This is a genomic window from Vagococcus sp. WN80Y (genome assembly GCF_059621045.1).
In genome coordinates, this window is sequence record NZ_JCAQHY010000172.1 from 36,285 (window position 1) to 59,202 (window position 22,918).

Here is a 22,918-nt window from a genome sequence, read left to right on the forward strand (position 1 = left end):
CTTAAAAGTGACTATTGTCACTTATTTTATTTGATACACAAAATTTAAATAACCCGTAATTGGGTTAATGTATGTTTGACACTTCACTTCATATAAAGCCTCAATATTCTCTGAATTAAAGACCTCTTCTGGCGTGCCCTGAGTGTATACCTGACCATCCTTCATGGCATAGATATAATCACAATATTCCGCCGCCATCTCCAAATCATGAAGCGCAGCCAAAACCGTAATAGACAATCCTTTCACACAATTAAGAATCTCCAACTGATACCTGATATCCAAATGATTAGTCGGTTCATCTAAAATCATAAATTTCGGCTGCTGAGCAATTGTTCGAGCTAAAACCACTCGTTGTTTTTCCCCTCCTGACAAGGATAAAAAATGACGATCTTTGTACGCCAATAAATTAGTTCTCGCCAGCGCATCCTCCACAATCGCTAAATCTTGACTATTATCTTGCTCCAAAAGACCTTTATAAGGCGTTCGTCCAAGCAACACCATCTGCATAACAGTTAAGTCAAAACTCATTTCATTGAACTGACCCACCACACCTAGTTTCTGTGATACTTTTTTCGCTGGTGCTTTGAGCACATCCAACTGATTTAAAAAAACAGTCCCCCCACTTGCAGGTAAGCTTTTATAAATACTTTTAAGTAGGGTAGACTTGCCACAGCCATTGGCACCAATAATTCCCACAAATTGACCAGGTTTAACTTGTAAGGTTAAATCATTCACAATTCGCTGAGAGCCTATCTTCACATTTAATCTATCTACTGCAAGTTCCATTTACTACCCTCCAAAGTTGTAAGATTTTTTCACAATCATGTAAATAAAGAGTGGTGCGCCAATAACCGAGGTAATAATCCCAATAGGTAATTCGACTGTTGCAATCAACGTCCGTGACAACACATCTGACCAGATTAAAAATAACGGACCAATTAGTAGTACGACAGGCATTAGGCGACGATGATCCGAGCCAATAAACCCACGTGTGATATGTGGAATAATCAAACCAACAAAACCAATCATCCCCGCATATGCCACAATTGTTCCAGTTAATAATGCTGTTAACATCATATAAAGTCTACGATATTTTCCAAGATCAATTCCCAAAGTAATGGCGGCCTCATCTCCCAACAACATCGTATTTAAGATACGATGCTGAAATAAAAATAACCCACAACCTAAGATAACAACGACAGCTAAAATAGGAATTTTTTGCCAGCTTGCAGAAGCCAAACTTCCCATAGACCAAAAAGTAACTGTCTTAATTCCCTCTGCATTATTAGCAAAAAAGATAATCAAACTAGAAAAAGAGCTACACAAAGCGCTGATAACCGTTCCAGATAAAATTAACTTGACCGAGGTAATACGGCCGCCAACACTAGCTATCACCAATACTGCTACGGATGCCGCCAGTGCACCGATGAAGGCACCGAAAGCTACTCCAAATTGCGAGAAAATTGCATTAGTTCCCAAACCAACCAAAATCGCAAAGGTGGCACCAAGTGACGCACCAGATGAGATCCCTAAAATATATGGATCAGCAATCGGATTTTGAACAACTGCTTGTAGCACTGTGCCACTAATTGCTAAGCCCATACCAACTAACAACGCAAAAACCACACGAGGAAAACGCAATTGCCAGATAATATTAACAGAGGCTTGACTAGCTATATGATCGAGCGATCCTAGTTGACCATCAGATAATTTATAAAGCATGATTTTCCACGACTCCTCAAAAGGAATCATCACCTGTCCAACTGAAATTGAATAGATAGCCGACACGATGATTAATAACACTAATATGCCTAAAAAAAGATAATACCACTTACTCTTTTGCAAAAACCTTGTTTGCTGACTCTTTTTCATACGTTTCCCCCACGTTTTCTCATGAGTATCAATTGATACTGATAATCATTCTCAATTATAAAGTAAAGTATAAAATAACACAATCTAAAATTGGTAATTTTCTCATTTTCTTTTAATTTTCTGAAAGAAGGCTCTTGCTTAGTAAGAATAAAACATTCTTCACTTTAACAGTTGACAAAAAGAACGTATGTTCGTATAATTAAAAACAATAAAGGAGTGAGGATATGAAAACTAATCAGATTGGCCTCGTTGATAAAATCAGAGTAATTAAAACCTTTCCAGAAATGCTCGTTCGTTTTACTCTTAATACATCAGAAGAACAAATTAATTGTATTGTCACTAAAAAGGAACTGGCTCAGCAGCTATTATTCATTGAAAATGGTCAGACTGAAATTGCTTGTTTTGGCCATTTCAGCAAGCATAACCAATTAGTCATCGACAAAATGACCATTAGAAATCCCACTTCATTTTTAATGGCATTTGCCATGCAAGCCTAGAAAATAATAATGAAATTCATACAAAAAATAGCTGTTGGAGACGCTTTTTTTGCGCCTAACTACTTAGCCAAACATACAAAAAAATTCAGGCGACTTTCAGCTGACAATAAATTCATTGATGATGTTGCTTATCATGCCTGGTCATTTACAAGTAAAAATATTCCCATTGGTTGTGCTATGATTCCTCCCATAAGAGCCGATCATCTACTTTTGTTTAGTTTAGAGAAAAATGAAAGCATCCATTCTGTTAGCATTCGAGTTACCAATTTTTTAACAATCAATAACACAACAATTAACCAATTATCGCCTGGGCAATCCCTTTATGTCACTCTCGACCACTGGTAGCTCAGAAAACACTGCCCTCTACTTTTTTCAGGACTTAATAATCATTTAAGAAATCGATTAAGAAACTATTAACCCTTCCTCGGTATAGTAATAAGTGTCAAAGGGAATCCCCTTAAAAATAAATAACTCAATACGGAGGTTGTTAATTATGAAAAAATTAGTCAAAGCAAATGGAAATGAGAAAAAAATTAATGGGGTTTGTGGTGGTATTGGTCACTACTTCAATATTGACCCAGTACTTGTTAGAGTGGCTTTTGCAACAGCTTTCCTATGCTTCGGTATAGGATTAGGTACCTATATCCTATTCGCTCTCTTTATGCCAAAAGAAAACCAAATAGATACTGTTAGTGCATAATCAAAAAAAGAGCCCTTTTCTAAAATAGAAAAGGGGCTCTTTTTAGTCATTCGATGGTACTTTTAGAGACGTACGCCCTCTACAAACAACCCCGATATCTCCAAATTCGATGTTTTATCTCCTTATATCGTTACGCATAATGAGCTAAGGACGTAAAGCATACTGCTTTTCATGAGATCTCTACATAGTTGAACTTGCTTCCGGCTCCGGTGTGTTCTCCTCAAGAGAGGTAGATGGCACTCCATTCGCTTCTCGCTTGGCTGTTACTCGTTGGATTTGTGCCTTCAATAAAACTGGCGCAATGATAGTACTAATAATCACGACTAGAACTAAAGCACCATAGATGTCTAATGAAATCAGGTTACTTTCTAATCCTAGACTTACCAAAATCAAAGCCATTTCCCCACGAGACACTAAACTTATTCCAACGATTGAACTACTGTCCCGATCAAAACGGCTTGCTCTAGCCCCCACATAGCCTCCAACAAATTTGGTTAAAACAGCTAACAGACTAAAAACAAGAATTAGCACAACATTTGAACTAAAGCTTGAAAAACTCACATTTAACCCAATACTTACAAAGAAAACAGGGGCAAACAATGACAAGGTCAAGCTTTCAACCTTACGCTCTAACATATGACCAATGTTGGTTTGTGAGATGATTACACCTGCGAAAAAGGCGCCAATAATATCTGACATCCCAATAGCATAAGCTAAATAACTCAGACCAAAACAAAGCGCTAGACCTAGGCCTAAATTACGTTCTGGAGCTTTCATACGCTTAAATAGCTTCAAGACAGGTGGCAAAATCAGCTTGTGAATAGCGTAGATGATAATGAAGAACAGGACATTGCTAAATAAAATAACCCACAATGACTTACTTTCACCTGCTGAAACTGAACTATTCAACACAATATTTAGCAAGATAATGACAATAATATCATCTAACACGGCCGCCCCAACAATCAAGGCTCCTTCTTTTGTTTTAACGAAATGTAACTCTTTCAATACTTGAATCGTAATACTTAGAGAGGTGGCGCCAAAAATAAGCCCAATGAACAACGAGGACATGGTCGAAAAACCAAGAATATTTGAGGCAACAAAAAATGTGCCAAATGGGACAAACACTCCTAGTAAACCGACAATCAATGAAGGAGTAAAGTATTTTTTAAGGGTTTTTAAATCACATTCTAGTCCTGCTAGGAACATTAAAAGAATTACCCCGATGTCGGCAAATAAATGAATGCCTTCACTTTGCTGTACAATACCAAAAACAGCTGGTCCAACCACAATTCCGACAAGTAAACTGCCTAAAACTGAAGGTAAACCAATTTTGATAGCTAAGCTATCCGCTAATTTAGTCAAAATCAAAATCAGCGCAAGTGTTAATAAAAATTCCATAAACTCTTCCTTTCCATAATTGGATTGTAAGGGAGATTGGATACTAATCACTAAAAAACATAATTAGAAGAAGGATGAAGTTAGCACTTGGTAAACATTTAATTGAAGAAAAGCCCTTGATGACAAAAATAATGAGAAAAAAAGTTAAAAAAATAGATGGTATGCTCTTATTCGTTCATATTAAGAGTCGCGAGTTTTGATATTCCTACTGGAACCAAACAGTTGAGCAGTTAAGTATGAATGACCATCAGATGACCATCTTGTTCGTGACTATCACACTATAATTTACATTAGACTTGTTGATAAACAAACGGATACTTAATTATGTAAGAACAAGACCTACACCACTTCTTCATCTACATAACTAAATATATCTGTCACATCAACATCAAAATAACGGGCAAGCCGAAACGCCAATATCAGCGATGGCGAACAGTCATTTTTTTCCATTAAGAAAATGGTTTGTTTGGAGACGCCTACAGCCTCAGCCAATGCCTGTTGCGACATTCTACGTAAGACTCTGTATTCGTACACACGATTCTTAATCGAATCTCCAAGATTTCTCTTCACTCATTTCATCTCCTTACTTCACCCATTATAAACTAAATTAAGACAAAAGTAAAAAAAAATTTACTTTTATCTAATTTTAAGTGACGATAGATACTCACATACGCAAAAAATTTCAATTATCTAGTTCTTAACTTAATATCTTTACTCGTTATTTGTGAGACATTTTGTCAATTAGCGCCATTACTTTTTACCCGCGATTTAATCTTTATTACCACATAATTCCGTCTCATTTGCTTAACACAACTACAATCAGCCCTTCTATAACTAAACTAATCCTACTAAATACAGTTGATAGCTCTTTTTACTCAATCCAATAAAAATCAAACGTAAGTGTTTACAAATGAAATAAATGTGCTACAATGAGAATGTAAATTAAGGATTGTAACTGTTCGGCAGGCAAAACCTAAATTGACAGAAATTTATCGATAGGACCCGTGTGCTCTTTTGTGAGGACTCTGGCTATGGAGACTTTCTTTCAGTTTAGGTTTTTTTTGTTGGAAATTAATCGCCAGGAGGAAATAAAAATGAATAAAAACAGAGAATTAGCTAAAGATGTCTTAAATTTAGTCGGCGGAAAAGAGAATGTCACTAGTGTTGTCCATTGTGCAACTCGCTTGCGTTTCAAACTAAAAGACGAGTCAGTTGCAAAAACTGAGGCAATCAAAAACCATGATGGGGTGATTCAAGTTGTGCAAAGTGGAGGCCAATATCAAGTCGTTATTGGCAGTCATGTTAACGATGTTTACACTGAGTTAACCGATCTCTCTGGTTTGGGCGATGGAGGAAGTGATTCTTCTGACTCTGCTAAAGATGGTAATATTTTCAACCGTTTGATTGATATCATTTCAAGTATTTTCACGCCATTTTTGGGTGCTATGGCAGGTGTTGGGGTATTAAAAGGGTTCTTAACCTTAGCTGCCGTTGCTGGTTGGATTTCAATTGAATCTGGCACATATAAAATTTTATTTGCAGCAGCAGACGGTTTTTTCCAATACTTACCTATTGCGTTAGCTTTTACTTCTGCTAAGAAATTCAAAACGAATCCCTATATTGCTTTAGCAATTGCGGCTGCACTAGTTCACCCTGAAATCAACGCCGCTGCAGCTGCTGGCGGACTAAATTTCTTTGGAATTCCAGTGATTATTGGCAGTGGTGGTTATTTATCAACTGTTATTCCAATTATTTTAGCTGTAGCTGTTCAAGCTTATGTTGAAAAAATAGCGAAAAAAATCTCTCCAGATTTCCTAAGCATTATCCTAGTCCCTTTATTAACTATCACTCTTATGGTTCCTTTAACCTTTGTCGTACTTGGTCCAATTGGAACAATTATTGGAAATGGTTTAGGTGGTCTTTATAACGGTATCTACAATTTCAGCCCAATGATTGCCGGGTTGGTTATGGGTAGCATGTGGCAAGTTTTCGTCATGTTCGGAATGCACTGGGGCTTTGTACCGATCATGATGCAAAACCTCTCTGAGTTAAACTACGATACTATGGTACCGATGTTACTGGCAGCTGTTGTAGCTCAAGCTGGTGCATCACTTGCTGTTATGATTCGAGCAAAAGATCCTAAACGTAAAGCCTTAGCAGGTTCTGGTGCCTTAACAGCAATTTTTGGAATTACTGAACCAACTGTTTATGGGGTAACTCTTCCACTTAAAAAACCATTTATTTCTGCTTGTATCGGTGGGGCCGTTGGGGGAGCTATTATTGCAGCTGCCCAAGTCAAAAACTTTAGCTTTGGATTAGTCAGTGTTCTTAGCTTACCTGGTTTTATCAGCACAATAGATGGAGTAGAATCAAGTGTCGCTATTGCTGCTATTGGAGCTCTTGCAGCGATTGTCATTGCCTTCGTTCTCACATTAGTTCTTGGCTTTGATGAAGGACTACCTGAAACGAAACAAACTGTAACGAACACAACTCAAGCTACCACGGCTGCTCAACAATCAGAATTATTAATCAGTCCGCTAACAGGGACTATTGTCAAATTGACTGATGTGCCTGATGAAGTTTTCGCTTCTGGTGCCCTAGGCAAAGGAATTGCCGTCGAGCCTAGCCTCGGGGAATTACGAGCACCAGCTGATGGTACGATTACTACTATTTTCCCAACAGGTCATGCAGTGGGACTAACAACTAACTCAGGTATTGAAGTTTTAATGCATATTGGCATGGATACGGTGGAGCTTGAAGGACAAGGTTTTGAAAAATTTGTTGCTCAAGGTGACGGTGTTAAAGCGGGAGATTTATTAGTTAAATTCGATATTGATGCCATTAAAAATGCAGGTAAACCTGTCATTACACCGATTGTTGTCACGAATGCTAATGACTATTTAGATGTTTTAGACTTAGATCAACAGGATATTATTACTGGCGAAGATTGCTTAACTATCATCAAATAATCTAACAAAAAGGAGTGTTTTCAGATGCATACAAACAAATTTCCAGCAGGCTTTTTATGGGGTGGTGCAACAGCTGCCAATCAATTGGAAGGTGCTTTTGATGTTGACGGTAAAGGCTTATCCGTAGCCGACGCCATGCCCGGAGGTAAAAAGAGATTCGAAGTCTTAAGTAGTTCAGATTTCGATTGGACGATTGATGAAACAACTTATACCTATCCAAATCATAAAGGAATTGACCATTACCATCGCTACAAAGAAGATATTACGCTATTTGCTGAAATGGGCTTTAAATCTTACCGATTCTCAATTGCATGGACTCGGATTTTCCCTCTTGGAACAGAGGAGCAGCCAAATGAAGTAGGCTTAGCCTTTTATGAAGCGATTGTTGATGAGTGTTTAAGTTATGGAATTGAGCCTGTGATCACTATCTCTCATTATGAAATGCCTCTTTACTTAGCAAAAGAATTTGGTGGCTGGCAAGATCGTCGACTTGTTGGCTTGTATGAAAAATTTGCAGGGGCTGTTTTGACTCGTTTTGGGGAAAAAGTAACTTATTGGATGACCTTCAATGAAATTAACTCCGCTTTTCATTTTCCAGCATTAAGCCAAGGCATTATTCCAGCAACTGGTGGCAATGATAAACAAGTGATTTTTCAAGCCTTCCATCATCAATTTTTAGCAAGTAGTCTCGCTGTTAAACTTGCTAAAAAAGTCAATCCTGAGATTAAAATGGGTTGCATGATTATTTACGGTACTTCTTATGCTTGGGACACTGACCCTATCAACCAACAAGCAAATCTAGAATTGAACCAAGAAATGAATTTCTTCTGTGCTGATGTCCAAGTGCGCGGAGAATATCCGGCCTATACTAAACGACTCCACACTAAGTACGGAATTGAGTCTATTAAGATGGAAGATGGTGATTTAGACTTACTCAAGGCATTCCCAGTTGACTATATCGGCTTTAGTTACTATATGTCTAGTGTGGTCAATGCAACTGATCCTGAGGCAGCAAAATCAATGGGAAACCTTTTAAGTGGTGTCAAAAATCCGTTCCTAGAAGCTAGCGAATGGGGCTGGCAAATTGACCCAGCTGGACTGAGAATTGCCTTAAATGAGCTTTATGGTCGTTACCAAGTTCCGCTCTTTATTGTGGAGAATGGGTTAGGAGCAATTGACGAAGTGGATGACAACTTCTATGTAGCAGATGATTACCGAATTGATTATTTACGAAGTCACATTGAAGAAATGGCTCATGCAATTGAGGACGGTGTTGACTTAATGGGCTACACACCTTGGGGCTGTATTGATTTAGTTAGTGCCTCGACAGGTGAAATGTCTAAGCGTTATGGCTTTATCTATGTGGATCTTGATGATAACATCGAAGGAACTGGCAACCGCTATAAAAAGAAATCATTTAACTGGTATCAGCAAGTGATTGCAACAAATGGCGAAAATTTGGCTTAGATAATATCAAAACACTGACAGATATAGTATTATAAGATTACAACATAAAAAAACGATGACGAGGGAGCCATTTACGTGATTATTGAAAAAGTTTATAATAATAACATTGTGCTCTCTCGCAATGAATTAGCGGAAGAAGTCATCGCTATGGGTCATGGCTTAGCTTTTCAAAAACAGAAAGGTGACGAGCTTGACGAGAAGCTTATTGAAAAAATTTTCACTCTCGAAAAATCTGATGAAAGTTTCCAGCTAAAGAAATTAATTCAAGACATTGACCTAGAGGAAATTGAGCTGTCAAAAGAAATTATTTTATTAGCTGAGGAAGCTTTAGGACGACCCTTTTCTAATACGATCTACTTGAGCTTTACTGATCATTTACATTACACTATTGAACGCGCAAGGGAAGGGATTTTCATTCCAAATCCCCTGTTATTTGAAATTAAACGATTTTATCCCAAAGAATACAAATTAGCACTACAAGCTTTAACCATGATTGAAAACCGATTTGGTCTTGCTTTCCCAGAAAGTGAAGCAGCATTTATTGCGCTTCATCTCGCCAATAATATGGCCACGCCTGATGGGTTAGCAATCACCATGAAAAGTACCGAAATCGTTCGAGATATTCTTAGTATTATCAGTAAATTTTTCGGAATTCTCTTTGATGAGACCAGTCTTAGCTACACTCGAATGGTCACTCATCTACAATACTTCGTACAGCGAATTTTAACGGATAAAAGCTATGAAGAAAAGGATGATTTTCTTTATGAACTTGTCCAAAGTAAATATCCGAAAGCGTTCAAGTGTGGGTTACGTATCAAGAGTTATTTAGAAGATAGTCGAACACTTGAAGTCAAAGAATCCGAAATGATCTATTTAGTGATCCATATTAATCGAGTCGTACTTGATTCGGATACTCAAAAATCTTAATAATAAATCCCGCCACTTTTCGTAGTAACGACAAAAGTGGCGGGATTTATTATTATTCTGGATTAACTGGTGCAAGCTCCGCACTCAAGTGATTTATTTTAGCTATTAGTTTATCACGATACATCGCAATAAATTCTGGCGTAATCAACCAGTCCTCATGATACAATTCTTCTTTTCCAATCCACCAAACTGGTCCAGGGATAGGCATATCATTCTTTCGTCTCGGGTATAGATGCCAATGCAAATGAGCAATACCATTACCTAAAGATTCATAATTCATCTTCTCTGCTTCAAACACACTTCCTACAGCTTCTGCCACTAGGCTCATTTCCATTAAATGTTGATTTCTTATGCCTGGACCTAAGTCATAGACCTCTCTAACATGACTTTTGCTGAGAAATAAGGTATAACCTTTAAATCGTTGGTGATCGCCAAAAACCACGTAACCTGTCGTTAATTCCATCACAAAACATGGATTTTGATCTGCTTTTATCTTGGAAATCCTTAGACAAATTTCACATGAACACATATTTAATCCCCCTCATTTAGTCAACAACAAACAAAATTAAGTGTTAAGGCACTTTAGTTAACTTACCTTTTTCCAAATAATACCGGTCCTTCGCTAAAGCGAGAGTCGTTTCTCTGTGAGAAATAACTAAAACTGTTTTATCAGTCAACCCATTGCGTAAACTAGTAAGAATCGCTTGCTCATTAACATAATCTAGGTTACTCGTTGGTTCATCCAGTAACAACAACGAAGCATCATGCAAAAATAATCGGGCTAAGCCTAACCGCTGACGCTCACCATCGGAAATAGTACGCGCTTGGCCACCAATCACTGTTTCATAACCCTCTGGTAATCCCTGAATCCACTCATGAATAGAAGCCTGACGTGCTGCCGCCTCAAGTTGTTCTTGAGAGGCTTCTTTTCGTCCAAGACGTATATTGTTAGCAATCGTTTCTTCAAAAACAAAGGTACTCTGTTCCATAACTCCTTCCAGATGGTGAAGAGATTTTTCCTGAATCATGGGCAGCGCAAGTTGATTTAAAGTGATTTTGCCGCGATCAGGGTCCCAGTATCGCATTAATAACTTTACTAACGTACTCTTACCACTTCCACTCTGTCCGCCTATCCCTAGCCATTGGCCTCTCTCAATATTCAAGGTCAAATTAGATAATAACAGTGGCTGATTGGTATGAGCAAAGGCGACAGCCGCCAATGATAACTCAGTAAAATCAGACACCTGTGTCTGACTCTCAGCAAAAGACACTGATGGCTGTTCCTGAGTCAAATCATATAAACGTTGACCACTTGCTAATGTAGTTACTAGCGCATTTCCCAGTCCATTTAAAGCTAAAACTGACCCAAATGAACTCAAACTAAGAATCGTTCCAATCAAAACAGTCTCTAGAGGTAACTCAAGAAAGTTACCTAACAAAAGAACACTTGCTGCAGTAGCAACTAGAACGATTTCGCTAAAAATTTGCAAATCACTTCCCTGTTTGAGTCGTTTCCGATACTGCTTATTTAAGTGTCGGCCGCCATCTGCTAATTGCGACAAACGTTGGTCTTCCAGATGATATTGAAAAATATCTGACAAACTCGCAATATCCTCCATAACATACTGATTTAATGTGATAAAATCTTTTTGATAAGCAGATCCTAATTGCTGATAACGACGATAACTAAGAACTGGTAAAACAACTCCCACAAGCAATTGACCTAACAACAATAGTAATCCTAGCCCCAAATGGTAGCTAGCTAAATAGCCTACTGTTACTAGTGTTGTCCCAATTGCGATAAAAACAGGAGATACTGTATGCGCAAAAAAGACTTCTAACGCTTCAACATCTGTTGTAATAGCAGCGATTAATTCCCCACTTTTTTTACCAGATAAACGAGCTGGCCCCAATTTCCTTAAGGTAGCAAATATTTGCTCGCGAATCAACGCTAACAACCGAAAAGCGATATCATGATTCAAATATTGCTCACAATAGCGGGCAATCCCACGTAGTACTCCACAGCCAATCATCAAAAGCAGTATCTGTCGAGGATTGACAGAATCTTTCTGCAAAATAGCTAAGACACCATGCCCCCCCATTAACGAGATAGCGATTACTGATAAATTACTAATAATTCCTAAAAGAATAGCTAAGGTCATCCGCCCCCTTAAAGGTCGAACAAAAGACAATAACCAACGAATAATCCGCCACTGCATCATCCTATCTCCCTCCCTTTAACAATTGCTCTTCTTCAAGAAAATAATTCTTAAAATAAGTCGAATTTTTCTGCAACTCTGTCGGAGTTCCTGTTTCAACCAAGCTTCCTCCATCAAAAACAAGAACTTGATCCGCCTTCAAAACATTATACAACCGATGAGAGATGAATAGGACAATTTTTTCTCTAGCTAGCTGCTGTAACACTGTCAAAATGATTTCTTCACTAACTAAATCAACACCAGAGGTAATTTCATCAAACACGTAAACAGTAGCTTGTCTAAGTAACGCACGAGCTAACAACAAGCGTTGACGTTGACCACCAGATAAATTAGCACCATTTTCTAGCAAGACATCGTCTAATTGTTTTGGTAAGCCTGCTACAAACTCCTTTAAACTCACTTGCTCCAACACTTGCCATAAATCGGCCTCACTCGCCTCCGAATTACCTAATATCAAATTGTATCGAATACTCTCAGGATAGAGATACCCATGATTATCGACTAACAGTCCTTGTTGTCGAATTAAATCACCACTAAGCGATGTCAGCGGCACTTGATTCCATAGAATAGTTCCATGGTAACCTGATAACTGGTGCAACAAAACACGAACAAACGTACTCTTACCAGAACCCGACTTCCCGACTAATGCTGAAAAACTTCCCTTACTAAAAATAGCTGAAACCTGTTTTAAAACAGCCGCTTGTCCCTCCTCATAATGATAATCTAACTCTTTTACCTCTATCTGATTCAGAGGTTCTGACAAAGAAGTCTGTGTCCCATAGATTTGCTCAGGTAGCTCCAAATAAGCAAATAACTTACCACAAGCACTGATACCATTCATAGCCACATGAAACAATGATCCTAGTTGACGCATTGGAATAAAAAACTCCGCACTTAATAAAAGGAACATCAACACCCCAACCGTGCTAATACTTCCATTAGCATACGCAATTAATGCCAAACCAATCCCCAGAGCCGCACCACTGTAGGAAATAATATCCATAATCGTAATTGAGTTGAGTTGCATAGACAATAAACTCATCGTTGCCTTACGAAATTTCTCTGCATCGGTCGCAATCTCATCTTGTTTTTCACCATCCTGATGATAGGCTTTAAGCACACTCAGTCCGCTCAGATTTTCATGAAACTTCGCTCCAAGATTTGTATAGTCTGACCAATATCGCCCCAAAATTCGTTTGGCAACTTTCATAACAGCCATGATGACTGTAGGAATAATTGGCATACAAACCAACAAAACAACTGCTGGCTGCCAAGCAAACCCAACTAAGGAAACAAATATCATCAAAGAAGCAATCAAACAATAAAATAATTGAGGTAAAAAGCGTGCATAATAAATCTCCAATTGTTCTATCCCGTCCACAGCTAATTGAGTAAGAGTAGCTCCCGAAAGCTGGCCTTGATTATTTCCTAAACGAAAGGCTTTTTCCATCACTGCTCGACGCATAGCGATTCGTAGATCTGCAGAAGCTTGATACGTTTGTTTTTCGACTAATTTCGTTAATAATGTTTTACCAAATAAGGCTATAAAAACCGTTACTATTAAGAGCCACGAATTAACACTCTCTCCATCTAAATAAGCCGCTAATTGTTGTGCAAAAGCTAACCACAATCCAATAGACAAACTTAAACTCACTACTCTTGCCGCCACTAGCAGCACCAATGACCGTTTTTCAATCAATTGAAATAAACGCTTATCAATCATTTGGCTCCCCTAACTCAACCATCTCTTTAGCTGCCGTTGCTTTCTTCCCTTTCAAATACCATGTCAAAAAGATAACATGCGCCACATAAACCATCGCCATTGTCACACGCATAATCATGTTATCGACTAATAAACATGGAATCAAAAAAACAATAAACATCACAATAAACATTTTCACCATGCTTTTTGTGGTCATTTTCTTTTTTACCAAAGGCTCGTCCACATATTTGTGGTACGTCTCTGATTGAATAAATGCCGTATGCAATTTTTCTGAGCTTCTTAACCAGAAAAAACCAGTTAACAAATAAAATACCGTTGTTGGTAAGAATGGGACAAATATCCCGATAGTACCCAAAGCAAATGCTAATGCTCCTAAACTAATGTATAAGGTTTTCTTCATTGTTGCGTCCTCCTTGTAAAGCCTCGATAGGCATGTTTGATGCACAAAACTGGATGGATAAACAAAATTCTAGGTCCAGAAAAACGCATAATCACTTTCATTTGTTCTCGGTAATCTCGTTGGTAACAGTGAATAGGACAGTGCTGACAGGTAGGCTTCGCTTCACCAAATCGACAAACCTCTAGGCGTTTTCGAGCATAATTTAGCATTTTTTCTTCCGCTATTGCTGCCTGCTCTCCTTGTTTTCGGTAATATAACTGAATCATTCCAGCAATTAATCTAATTTCTTGCTGAATAATCGGTCCTGTATTTTTCTGCCTCATCTTATAGCTAACCTCCGTTAATAATCACTTGTTTATTATATCACAAAAAGATGCATTTGAGAATGATTCTCATTGCTAATCAACCTAAAAATAAACCACCTATCTAATCATCTTTGATCAAATAGATGGTAATAATATATTTAATTCTCTTTATGCCAATTTAAAATTGCCGTTGCTGTGTGCTGACAGTTGTTATTAATAAAAACATTGTCATAGTGTGTTTGATGGAATTGATACTGGGGATCATAATATGAAACAAGTAATCTTTCTATAACCGCCTCAGCCTGACCTGCTTCGAGCTGATCCTGCATAAGAGCCACACGCTCTGGCTTGATGACTCGATTTAAAAATCCAAGAGTCGTGGTTAATTCCTCCAAATTTGATGTCTCTATATAATCATGATGAATTTGCGCTATCCGCTGATCTAAACTCGCTTCGATGAATACTTTTTGCCCCTTTTGAATAGCTGTATATAAACTCGGTGGCATCATTACTTTACCAATCCGCTTACTTTCACCCTCTATAAAAACGGTCTCACCCTCTTGCCATTCACGACTTATCTCAACAAGCAAACTCTCAAACATTTTTTGAGTATGAGGTTCAGTTAAGCCAACACCCCCTAATAAAGACCCTCTGTGATTAGCACACGCTTCGAGATCCAATACCTTAGCACCTTGTTTAGCCAGTTCTTTTAAAATATCTGTCTTACCACTTCCAGATAAGCCATATAAAGTAATAAAGTTCACCTTTGTTAACTGGTCATCTATATGCTCTATAACATAATGTCGATAGGCTTTGTACCCTCCTCGAAGTCGACTAACACGCATTCCTAAAGCCTTTAATAATGAATAAATAGAATTTGAACGCATTCCTCCACGACTGCAAAAAATAACTAGTTCATCATACGCTTCTAAAAGCGCCTGATACTGTTCATACATCATCGGCAATTGACTAGCTGCCCACTCCATCCCGCATCGTTTAGCCTCATCTATCTGCCCATTTACATATAAAATACCAATAGCTTCCCGTGTCTTATCATCCAAAATAGGTAAATTAACTGCTCCCGGAATCGTCGATTGTTTATATTCTCTCGGACTACGAACATCTACAAAGCGGATATTTTTACTTGAACTCTCATTCAATATCTCCTCATAGCTTTTAGTTGGTTTCATTTCTTCATCACTTTCTTGTTAAGTTCATTTGATGTACCTTCTTCTATCATACGCCAATTTAAAACAGATTTCTCTATTATTTTTGCTTTCTTGCTCCTATTTAATACGTGATAATAGTCATACCTCGGGCAAACTCATCCTTAAGATGCTCATTGCGATACGCTTCAAACTCTGACTTACATGTTTTGAGCACCCCACGAACTTTCATCGGATTAAAAGACTTCATTAACTTATGACTTAACACAAACTCTCGCGTCAACTGCCATTCAAAATAATAACCAAAAGGATGACAACTATAGCGGGTGCCGTTTAACACCTGATCCGAAAACCGACGATGAGTATGCCCAAACACTACCTGTTTAATATGATCATAGCGATCAAACAACTCCCCTGTTCTTTCAGAACCAAGAAAAGCATTCAATTGATTCCACCGTTCGTATGTCCCTTTTTGGTAAACAATAAATTCTCGTTTAGGAACAAAATGAGTTGCAATAATCACCTGCTTCTCTTGAATTTGTAGTTGATCCAGAACTTTCTCCAGCTTTTTCAAGATAATCTCTTGAGTTCTGACATCATCCTGGGCTCGGTGAATGAACCGATCATACCAATACAGATTTTTAGCAGCTATAATTTTTTTATGATCATCTTCTAGCGCAAAACTATAGTCATACCAACCATTAAACGCTAATAGAACCACATCTTCATTCAACGTCATTGTCGTTTGGTTCAAAAAATGAGACTCTGGATAACCTTCCATCTCTTGCTCCGTCTCCAAACTAGGCATCTCATGATTGCCAAAATTATACGTCACAGAAATATTATGAGATTCAATAAAAGCAACGGTATGTAGCACTCGCTCAAGCTTATTTGCAACATCACCAGCTAAATGTACATGGGCAACCCCTTCTGCCTGCAGCACTTCAACTAACAAAGATAGCTCTCCCTCTCCTAGTTGATTTATATCCACATGTAAATCACTGATAACCGCTAATTTGTTCATGATATCCCCTCCATTTCTTACTTTGATCAATGGCTATCGTCTCTATAACATCTACTAAAAATAGCAACAAATAATACAGAAAAATAGTTCTCATGACCTTGAGACATTTCCTTAGATTATAAACGAAACCACACAAAATAACCAATACTGACCATCAGCTCTATTCTTTACGTGTGATAAAAAAAGAAACACATAAATTTCTAATTAGAATGGCTACACAAAACTCATTCAAAAAAGAACATTTAAATGTCTCAAACTAATTAAGTATTTTTTCTCTATTTATTATAAATTTTTGGTCCTTTACGCATGTTCTTACGATCATTTTTTGGTGTATCCATCTGTTTTGAGCGACCGCCCGATTGTTTATTTTTAATTATCTCTAACATCTTCTCTTTTGAGTTCATCCATCATCCCACCTTTGTAGCAAGTCTTGCGAAACCAGCTGTTTTTCTTTCAATTAAAAAGACGCTTCGCAACATCGTGCGAAACGTCCAAGTAGTTGTATAAAGTTTCTTAACGCTTAGAGAATTGAGAAGCTTTACGGGCTTTCTTAAGACCTGGTTTGGTCATGCTTAGTTTCATGACGTTTCAAAACACTGTAATACGAAGGGTTTTCTTTCCCTCGCCATTCACTGGATTTCATACAATTTGAATAAGTTTCACCCCAAAGGTGGGGATTTTACACTAAAATTCTGCGAGTCATAGGTGTTATTTATATTCCGTTTAGCTAAGTGAATTCCCTTTAAATAGTAAACGTTCAAATAGCCTAACTACGTTCTTTTTCTCTTTTTTGTAACTCTGTTAATGAATTTATTAATAACAACTGAAGTTTATCCGGAATAGGATTCTCACTAATAATTAAAGCTAAAAATTCTCCGAATTGCTCCTTAGATAAAATATCTTCAACTAATAATAGAATTAAATCTTCCATATCTATAATAAATTTACTAACTATCCAACTAGGGTAGCCATTAATCAATAAAAAATATGCTCCTAATGATATTGATGTTCTTTTATTTCCATCCATAAAGGCATGATTTTTCGCAATTGAAAACATCAAATGTGTAATTTTTTCTTCAAAGGTTGGATAGTACATATCATTTTGAATATGGTGTAACGAACTGTCTAACAATCCTTTTTCTTTGATACCTGATAAGCCTCCAGTCTTTGCTAGAAGCATATCATGTGTTTTAATTGCATGTTCGATATCAACATAATTATACTCTTCAACCATACTATTTGTCCTTCAATCTTTCGAAAATATCCCGATGTTCTTCTATTTGTTTTTCCAATGCTTTACTCTGTTCACCAAGGAATTTTTCATAATCATCTTCTGAAATAGGTTTGATATATTCTGACAGTTTATCATGATATGCTTTCCTGAAACCATGGTCTCTACTTGCCATTTTTAACCTTGCATCTTCTATTAAAGGCTTTTGCGAAGGGTGCTCTGCAAATTCTTTAACTATATCTATAGTCTCTTGTTTAGTTAGTTTTCTTCCTAATCTATCGCTATTTTTTTTAATCTCATAAGCAATACCTGCCTCATAGCTAGCAACTATTAATAAAACCTCACTATACATTGTAGCACGAGCATTATCTTTCTTAGCTAATGAAAGTATCTCTCTATATTCTTTTGTATTTTCTCTAAATATTAGCTTATATATTTCATCTGTGAAAAATGCATATTTATATTGATTCATATCAACATATTCATTCAGTGCTCCTGTAAACTTTTTCCTTTCTGATTCCTCAGAAAAAGCTCTATCTAAGTAGGAACAATCTCGTTGATTTATATACTTTATATTCCCACCGGTTTTATTGGTTAAAACTTCTAAAACTATATCTAAAATTTTAGACCTAACTAATTGTGCTTTCTCGCTGTTTTTTATTAACATTGAAAAATTTAGAATAGTTCTAAAAGTTGATATTGAAAAGCTGCGTGAGTTTGAACCTATAGAAATATCTGTATCCTCTTCAATCAAAACTTTATTCTTAAAATCTGCTAAACTCTTACCTTTCAAAACCGTCAATCCATTAGATTCTAATTCATCTCTATTAAACTCTATTATTCTCTCAATAGTTCTTAAATCAACATCAAAAAAATCGGCTATTTGTTGATTAGAATACCTTTGTACGCCTTGAAACATTACTCCTTTAATTTTATATATGTTTTCAGCTTCATTAATCGCTAACTTATTATTTAATATATTTTGTCTATCTAAATAAGATTCTGTCAAATCATTACTCATTCTCTCATCTCTTTTCATGTTTTAAGTTTATAAAATCTTGATTTAGCAGTATTTCAATTGAACTGACCGACAAAAATGTCGGTCAGTATACTTTAATATGTTTCTCCGTATCGTTTGAAACATTACTCATTCCATTATATCAAAAAATTTTATAAATTAAAGTAACTCTCAAAATACTTATCCTATGTCCACTATTTATTGTGTTTCTCCAAATTTTAATCCATTCCCAATCAAAAAAACTGACCCACGCATGAGTCAGCCTTTCAACTTTATAAAAATTCAATGAAATAATTATCAACAAATGCACTTACCGTGTTTAACTGATAATCTCGTCCAACAGCTTCATAATCAAGATAATTCCTTAGATGTTCTGGAACAGTAATCAATGCTTCATCTATTAGAACATAACCTAGCTTCTCATCATTTGACATCATTACATTATCATCTAATTCAAATATGCTAGGTTTACACCCTTCATATTCTGCTATTACCTCAAGAACATTTCTCGGATAGTCCTCATAAGCCCTCAAGCTCTCATATGTTTCTGATAACTTTTGCGGAAAACTATATTCCTCCACTTTAAATGGTGTATCGTAATCACTGATAAAATATTCCTCATATGAACAACCAAACTCATCCACAAATTCACTTCCAACTAAAATTTGTTTGTATGCCTGTTCTAAATCTTCATCAGAAAATGGAAAGTGAAGATATACACCAACTAAATATCCTTCATTATACACTTTTAAATTAGTAAGATATATCCAATAATCACTTTTTCCTCCCATTCTTTTTCCATCATACGCCATCATCATTTGTTCCGTTACTAGTTGAGTCATAGTTGACCACTCCTTATTATTTTTTGAACCATTCCATTTTGTTTAGAGCCGAGGTGCAGATTGTAAAGAAGCATTCTTTACGAACTTGCTTTTTTAATTTAGTTTTCAAAAATCTCGTTTCAATTTTGAAATGGTGGTTCATTTTGCTTTTTCGCGTCGGTGCAATTGACAAAGCAATGTTCTTTTGTAACGGAAAGGGGCAAATTTAAAAATTTGAGTGGCTTGCCCGACCCTTGCAGTGAAAAAAGGTTATTGCTAGATTGCTTAGACCAAGCGAAAAAGCAAAATGAACCTTTCACTAAATGAAGTTAAGTTTGGAAAAATAATGCTCTTTGCCTGTTGTTTGCCCAAATAAAAAACCGTCAGAATTGACGGCTTCAAACAGGTATTTGCTTTATAATTTAATCATTTTTTCAATAATATCTAGCAACTCATCTTTGTTTTTTGACAATGATAATTCACGAAGAAGAACCATTTCCCTATTCGCTGTATCATCAAAAGAAAAAAAGCTAAGGTAGCCTTCATCTAGAGCATGAATAATTTTCTCTAACGTGTTTATTTGAATATTTGCTGATTTCCCTCTCTCAATTCTACCTAAAAAGGAAACATCAACTCCTATTTTTTCAGCTAATTGTTCTTGTGTCATATTTTTAGCAATACGAAGCTCTCTAATACGTTTAGCTATCTCTAGTTCCAACTTCACTCATTATCACACTCCTTTATTCTCTTACTCAAGTTTAAAGGTATTTCCTTCATCCGGTTAGAACGTATAAATCCTTTTATAAAAAGAAATATAGACACATGAATCCTAAGACGTTATAATTATAATTAGTGGGTATTGCACAAACAGAAATAAATTGGGAGGAAAAAAGAAATGAAAATGAAAAAGAGTGGAGCAATAATTTTATTACTATTCAGTTTAACAATCGTATTATCAGCTTGTGGCGCAAATAAATTAAATGGAGATTATACTGGTAAAATTAATCTTTTTTTTACAGAATCAACTGCAACTTTAAGGTTTAATGGAAACAAAGTAACTGAGGTTGATGATAAGGGAAATGAAACGAATGAAGCAACATATAAAATTAGTGATAATGAATTAAAAATAACTCATTCTGATGAAACAACTACACTAGCCGAACTTTCAAAAGACAAAAAATCATTCACTATTAAGTCTTCAACTAGTAAAGCAGGTTCATTACTCAAAAATATTAAATTTACTAAAGAGAAAAAATAACATGACGGAAAACAACTTTTAGTTTAAAGCCATCTATTCATCAATTAAGGAACATTTGAACACTATTTATCTATAAAAAAATTATGTTGGAGGAATTACACAGTGGAACTGCCAAAAAAATGGAATTTATTTGATTTTACAGAACAACCTATTTTTGAGAACTGGGAACAAGGAATTGAAGCTTTTAATAGTTATGAAAATGCGAAAAAAGAAACAGCGGAAACACAAACATTATTTAAGTGGATTAAGAGGGGTTGTATTGTAGCAGGTATTTTTATGCTTGCACGCTCATTCATTTCAGCAATCATTCTTTTTATTATTGCTTATATTTTAAGAAAAAACGGGAAACAAGCTATCAAACTAAATCAAAAAGTTAACCAAGCTCATGATGCTTTCATGAATGTTTGGTGGAACCATACCGATATATTTATTCATTCTTTGGCAGACAGACTAATGAATAATGAACAATGGAAGAGTTTTCGAACTGGAAAGAAAGGAATTTTATATAGTAACAACACATTTATCTATTATGAAGCTGATACAGGGTTACTAGTTGCATACGATAAAAAAAATATCAAAGAAGTAAGTCGTGAACGATTACATGTTGGAGCAAATACAACAGGTAATTCTGGAACAACTGGTATTGGCTATACGTTCAAAGATACTGGAGTTACTATAGGCGGTGCGCAAACTAGCTCCCATTCAAACACTCAAAATATTTATGAATGGCATTTTGATGTAATGACTGATTTTATTACTTACCCAAAAGTATCATTAGTCCTTAACGATACACCGAATGTCGAAGACTTTATAGGAAAAGCATATGCTATTTTAAAACCATAGGGAGAGGAAGGTATCAAAATTGAAAAATAAAAAAATAACACTGTCTATCATCGGACTTATTCTTGTAGGTGGTGGCATTTCAGTTGGTGCCATACACCAGCAAAATGTAAAAGCTGAACGAGTTAAACAAGAAGAAAAAAATGAACTTAAGAATACTGTCCAAGAAAATCAAGAAGACCCATACAAGAACTTATCTAAAGCTAAAGCTGAAAATGTTGCGAAATTAGACAAAGCAGTTTCTAAAATTATTACTGAGAAACTCAACACAAAACCACTTGATGGCTTGAAAGATACCGAAGAAGCTCTTAAAACATTAGATGTTAAAGATGCTGACTTAAAATCAATTCATGACTCATATGCTGGTGTTGTCAATGTGGTTAAGACTCCAACAATTGATACACTTCAAAAGGCTCGTTCAGCAATGGCTAATATGGAAGAAGCGGATATCTCAGACCATATGCTTGATGAATATGAAGACAAATTAATTGAAATTGTGTCTAGAGAGAAATCAATCAATAAAGCTGATGTGGATAAGCAAAGTAAACCACTAACACCTCAACAATTAAAAGCTAAAGAAGACGCTAAGGCGAAAGCTGATAAAGAAGCGGCTGACAAAGCTAAAGCAGAAGCTGATAAAAAAGCGGCAGATGAGGCAAAAGCAGCTGCGGATGCTGCAAGAGTAGCAGAGGCTGAACGACAAGCTGCTACACAAGCTGAACAATCTCAAGCAACCAATGGTGGGGGCGGAAATTACACACCTCCGGTTGCTGATAATAGTGGTGGTGATTATACTCCTCCAGCTAACAATAGTGGTGGTGGTGCATCTACGCCTCCTGCTAATAATGGTGGTGGAGGCGCATCTAATAACAACGCAGCGCAAGATGCTGCTAGCAATACACCAACCCCAACACCACCTGCAAATAATAATGATATTTCAGGAACTGATGGACCAAATGGATGGGAACTTGGTGACAGCTTCTAACATCGTTTAACAGATAGAGTCGGTCATAGACCGGCTTTATTTTTATATCAAAATAGCGTACAATGAAATTAAATAAGCGAAAAGGAGCAACATCG

The 22,918-nt window shown here is 36.5% G+C and carries 25 protein-coding genes; 9 read left to right on the plus strand and 16 right to left on the minus strand.

Annotated elements, in window-relative coordinates; all coding sequences use genetic code 11:
* Positions 1-21: 21 nt before the first annotated feature.
* Positions 22-786, minus strand: coding sequence for an ABC transporter ATP-binding protein (locus tag AC5KOD_RS19110; protein WP_496916190.1), 765 nt, complete (start codon positions 784-786; stop codon positions 22-24).
* 3 nt (positions 787-789) lie between these two features.
* On the minus strand, positions 790-1,872 hold the full coding sequence (locus AC5KOD_RS19115; protein ID WP_496916191.1) for a FecCD family ABC transporter permease: 1,083 nt from the start codon (positions 1,870-1,872) through the stop codon (positions 790-792).
* 224 nt (positions 1,873-2,096) lie between these two features.
* Between AC5KOD_RS19115 and AC5KOD_RS19120 the strand changes: the two genes are divergently transcribed.
* The 3 genes from AC5KOD_RS19120 (at position 2,097) to AC5KOD_RS19130 (ending at position 3,069) form a co-directional block, all read left to right on the plus strand.
* Complete coding sequence (locus tag AC5KOD_RS19120; protein WP_496916192.1) at positions 2,097-2,369, plus strand: hypothetical protein; 273 nt, start codon at positions 2,097-2,099, stop codon at positions 2,367-2,369.
* A gap of 9 nt (positions 2,370-2,378) precedes the next feature.
* Positions 2,379-2,714, plus strand: coding sequence for a hypothetical protein (locus tag AC5KOD_RS19125; protein WP_496916193.1), 336 nt, complete (start codon positions 2,379-2,381; stop codon positions 2,712-2,714).
* A gap of 148 nt (positions 2,715-2,862) precedes the next feature.
* A complete protein-coding gene (locus tag AC5KOD_RS19130) occupies positions 2,863-3,069 on the plus strand; it encodes a PspC domain-containing protein (protein WP_496916194.1) in 207 nt (68 codons plus the stop codon).
* Positions 3,070-3,249: 180 nt separating this feature from the next.
* Here the strand turns inward: AC5KOD_RS19130 and AC5KOD_RS19135 are convergent, their stop codons facing one another.
* Together AC5KOD_RS19135 and AC5KOD_RS19140 are read right to left on the minus strand one after the other, a co-directional pair.
* Positions 3,250-4,470 carry a cation:proton antiporter gene (locus tag AC5KOD_RS19135; protein WP_496916195.1) on the minus strand — a complete coding sequence of 407 codons (1,221 nt, stop codon included), beginning with the start codon at positions 4,468-4,470 and terminating at the stop codon, positions 3,250-3,252.
* A 339-nt stretch (positions 4,471-4,809) separates the two neighbouring features.
* On the minus strand, positions 4,810-5,040 hold the full coding sequence (locus AC5KOD_RS19140; protein ID WP_496916196.1) for a helix-turn-helix transcriptional regulator: 231 nt from the start codon (positions 5,038-5,040) through the stop codon (positions 4,810-4,812).
* A 524-nt stretch (positions 5,041-5,564) separates the two neighbouring features.
* Between AC5KOD_RS19140 and AC5KOD_RS19145 the strand changes: the two genes are divergently transcribed.
* The 3 genes from AC5KOD_RS19145 (at position 5,565) to licT (ending at position 9,833) form a co-directional block, all read left to right on the plus strand.
* Positions 5,565-7,439 (plus strand): beta-glucoside-specific PTS transporter subunit IIABC, encoded by a 1,875-nt coding sequence (locus AC5KOD_RS19145; RefSeq protein ID WP_496916197.1) that lies wholly within the window; start codon positions 5,565-5,567, stop codon positions 7,437-7,439.
* A gap of 24 nt (positions 7,440-7,463) precedes the next feature.
* A complete protein-coding gene (locus tag AC5KOD_RS19150; RefSeq protein WP_496916198.1) occupies positions 7,464-8,906 on the plus strand; it encodes a glycoside hydrolase family 1 protein in 1,443 nt (480 codons plus the stop codon).
* 75 nt (positions 8,907-8,981) lie between these two features.
* Complete coding sequence (licT, locus tag AC5KOD_RS19155; RefSeq protein WP_496916199.1) at positions 8,982-9,833, plus strand: BglG family transcription antiterminator LicT; 852 nt, start codon at positions 8,982-8,984, stop codon at positions 9,831-9,833.
* 52 nt (positions 9,834-9,885) lie between these two features.
* On the opposite strand, the gene AC5KOD_RS19160 is transcribed toward licT, so the two are convergent.
* From AC5KOD_RS19160 to AC5KOD_RS19215, 12 genes are all read right to left on the minus strand, one after another.
* Positions 9,886-10,362: an HIT family protein gene (locus tag AC5KOD_RS19160; protein ID WP_496916200.1), complete on the minus strand. Its 477-nt coding sequence runs from the start codon at positions 10,360-10,362 to the stop codon at positions 9,886-9,888.
* Positions 10,363-10,405: 43 nt separating this feature from the next.
* Complete coding sequence (locus AC5KOD_RS19165) at positions 10,406-12,055, minus strand: amino acid ABC transporter ATP-binding/permease protein (protein ID WP_496916201.1); 1,650 nt, start codon at positions 12,053-12,055, stop codon at positions 10,406-10,408.
* Position 12,056: 1 nt separating this feature from the next.
* The gene (locus tag AC5KOD_RS19170; protein ID WP_496916202.1) at positions 12,057-13,775 is read right to left on the minus strand and encodes an ABC transporter ATP-binding protein/permease; all 1,719 of its coding nucleotides are present in this window, start codon (positions 13,773-13,775) and stop codon (positions 12,057-12,059) included.
* Positions 13,768-14,175, minus strand: a complete 408-nt coding sequence (locus AC5KOD_RS19175; RefSeq protein WP_496916203.1) for a YbaN family protein — start codon at positions 14,173-14,175, stop codon at positions 13,768-13,770. The genes AC5KOD_RS19170 and AC5KOD_RS19175 overlap by 8 nt, the downstream gene beginning before the upstream one ends.
* Positions 14,172-14,498 carry a nitrous oxide-stimulated promoter family protein gene (locus AC5KOD_RS19180; RefSeq protein WP_496916204.1) on the minus strand — a complete coding sequence of 109 codons (327 nt, stop codon included), beginning with the start codon at positions 14,496-14,498 and terminating at the stop codon, positions 14,172-14,174. The genes AC5KOD_RS19175 and AC5KOD_RS19180 overlap by 4 nt, the downstream gene beginning before the upstream one ends.
* A 140-nt stretch (positions 14,499-14,638) precedes the next feature.
* On the minus strand, positions 14,639-15,670 hold the full coding sequence (gene mnmH, locus AC5KOD_RS19185; RefSeq protein ID WP_496916205.1) for a tRNA 2-selenouridine(34) synthase MnmH: 1,032 nt from the start codon (positions 15,668-15,670) through the stop codon (positions 14,639-14,641).
* Between the two features lie 100 nt (positions 15,671-15,770).
* Complete coding sequence (locus AC5KOD_RS19190; protein ID WP_496916206.1) at positions 15,771-16,670, minus strand: metallophosphoesterase; 900 nt, start codon at positions 16,668-16,670, stop codon at positions 15,771-15,773.
* Positions 16,671-16,945: 275 nt separating this feature from the next.
* Complete coding sequence (locus AC5KOD_RS19195) at positions 16,946-17,074, minus strand: hypothetical protein (protein WP_496916207.1); 129 nt, start codon at positions 17,072-17,074, stop codon at positions 16,946-16,948.
* A gap of 362 nt (positions 17,075-17,436) precedes the next feature.
* A complete protein-coding gene (locus tag AC5KOD_RS19200; RefSeq protein WP_496916208.1) occupies positions 17,437-17,904 on the minus strand; it encodes a type II toxin-antitoxin system death-on-curing family toxin in 468 nt (155 codons plus the stop codon).
* 1 nt (position 17,905) lies between these two features.
* The gene (locus AC5KOD_RS19205; protein WP_496916209.1) at positions 17,906-18,922 is read right to left on the minus strand and encodes a DNA-binding protein; all 1,017 of its coding nucleotides are present in this window, start codon (positions 18,920-18,922) and stop codon (positions 17,906-17,908) included.
* Positions 18,923-19,191: 269 nt separating this feature from the next.
* Positions 19,192-19,761 (minus strand): antirestriction protein ArdA, encoded by a 570-nt coding sequence (locus AC5KOD_RS19210; protein WP_496916210.1) that lies wholly within the window; start codon positions 19,759-19,761, stop codon positions 19,192-19,194.
* Positions 19,762-20,155: 394 nt separating this feature from the next.
* Positions 20,156-20,464, minus strand: a complete 309-nt coding sequence (locus AC5KOD_RS19215; protein WP_496916211.1) for a helix-turn-helix domain-containing protein — start codon at positions 20,462-20,464, stop codon at positions 20,156-20,158.
* Between the two features lie 171 nt (positions 20,465-20,635).
* On the opposite strand from AC5KOD_RS19215, the gene AC5KOD_RS19220 reads away from it, so the two are divergent.
* From AC5KOD_RS19220 to AC5KOD_RS19230, 3 genes are all read left to right on the plus strand, one after another.
* The gene (locus tag AC5KOD_RS19220; RefSeq protein ID WP_496916212.1) at positions 20,636-20,998 is read left to right on the plus strand and encodes a hypothetical protein; all 363 of its coding nucleotides are present in this window, start codon (positions 20,636-20,638) and stop codon (positions 20,996-20,998) included.
* 102 nt (positions 20,999-21,100) lie between these two features.
* A complete protein-coding gene (locus AC5KOD_RS19225) occupies positions 21,101-21,841 on the plus strand; it encodes a hypothetical protein (protein ID WP_496916213.1) in 741 nt (246 codons plus the stop codon).
* 19 nt (positions 21,842-21,860) lie between these two features.
* A complete protein-coding gene (locus AC5KOD_RS19230) occupies positions 21,861-22,823 on the plus strand; it encodes a hypothetical protein (protein WP_496916214.1) in 963 nt (320 codons plus the stop codon).
* Positions 22,824-22,918: the final 95 nt, after the last annotated feature.

Coding starts and splice junctions, on each gene's coding strand:
- AC5KOD_RS19150 (WP_496916198.1), top strand. CDS start 7,464: ATGCATACAAACAAATTTCCAGCAGGCTTTTTATGGGGTGGTGCAACA.
- AC5KOD_RS19190 (WP_496916206.1), bottom strand. CDS start 16,670: ATGAACAAATTAGCGGTTATCAGTGATTTACATGTGGATATAAATCAA.
- AC5KOD_RS19220 (WP_496916212.1), top strand. CDS start 20,636: ATGAAAATGAAAAAGAGTGGAGCAATAATTTTATTACTATTCAGTTTA.
- AC5KOD_RS19160 (WP_496916200.1), bottom strand. CDS start 10,362: ATGTGTTCATGTGAAATTTGTCTAAGGATTTCCAAGATAAAAGCAGAT.
- AC5KOD_RS19165 (WP_496916201.1), bottom strand. CDS start 12,055: ATGATGCAGTGGCGGATTATTCGTTGGTTATTGTCTTTTGTTCGACCT.
- AC5KOD_RS19210 (WP_496916210.1), bottom strand. CDS start 19,761: ATGACTCAACTAGTAACGGAACAAATGATGATGGCGTATGATGGAAAA.
- AC5KOD_RS19135 (WP_496916195.1), bottom strand. CDS start 4,470: ATGGAATTTTTATTAACACTTGCGCTGATTTTGATTTTGACTAAATTA.
- AC5KOD_RS19130 (WP_496916194.1), top strand. CDS start 2,863: ATGAAAAAATTAGTCAAAGCAAATGGAAATGAGAAAAAAATTAATGGG.
- AC5KOD_RS19110 (WP_496916190.1), bottom strand. CDS start 786: ATGGAACTTGCAGTAGATAGATTAAATGTGAAGATAGGCTCTCAGCGA.
- mnmH (WP_496916205.1), bottom strand. CDS start 15,670: ATGAAACCAACTAAAAGCTATGAGGAGATATTGAATGAGAGTTCAAGT.
- AC5KOD_RS19200 (WP_496916208.1), bottom strand. CDS start 17,904: ATGGTTGAAGAGTATAATTATGTTGATATCGAACATGCAATTAAAACA.
- AC5KOD_RS19125 (WP_496916193.1), top strand. CDS start 2,379: ATGAAATTCATACAAAAAATAGCTGTTGGAGACGCTTTTTTTGCGCCT.
- AC5KOD_RS19170 (WP_496916202.1), bottom strand. CDS start 13,775: ATGATTGATAAGCGTTTATTTCAATTGATTGAAAAACGGTCATTGGTG.
- AC5KOD_RS19120 (WP_496916192.1), top strand. CDS start 2,097: ATGAAAACTAATCAGATTGGCCTCGTTGATAAAATCAGAGTAATTAAA.
- AC5KOD_RS19205 (WP_496916209.1), bottom strand. CDS start 18,922: ATGAGTAATGATTTGACAGAATCTTATTTAGATAGACAAAATATATTA.
- AC5KOD_RS19180 (WP_496916204.1), bottom strand. CDS start 14,498: ATGAGGCAGAAAAATACAGGACCGATTATTCAGCAAGAAATTAGATTA.
- AC5KOD_RS19195 (WP_496916207.1), bottom strand. CDS start 17,074: ATGAACTCAAAAGAGAAGATGTTAGAGATAATTAAAAATAAACAATCG.
- AC5KOD_RS19115 (WP_496916191.1), bottom strand. CDS start 1,872: ATGAAAAAGAGTCAGCAAACAAGGTTTTTGCAAAAGAGTAAGTGGTAT.
- AC5KOD_RS19175 (WP_496916203.1), bottom strand. CDS start 14,175: ATGAAGAAAACCTTATACATTAGTTTAGGAGCATTAGCATTTGCTTTG.
- AC5KOD_RS19145 (WP_496916197.1), top strand. CDS start 5,565: ATGAATAAAAACAGAGAATTAGCTAAAGATGTCTTAAATTTAGTCGGC.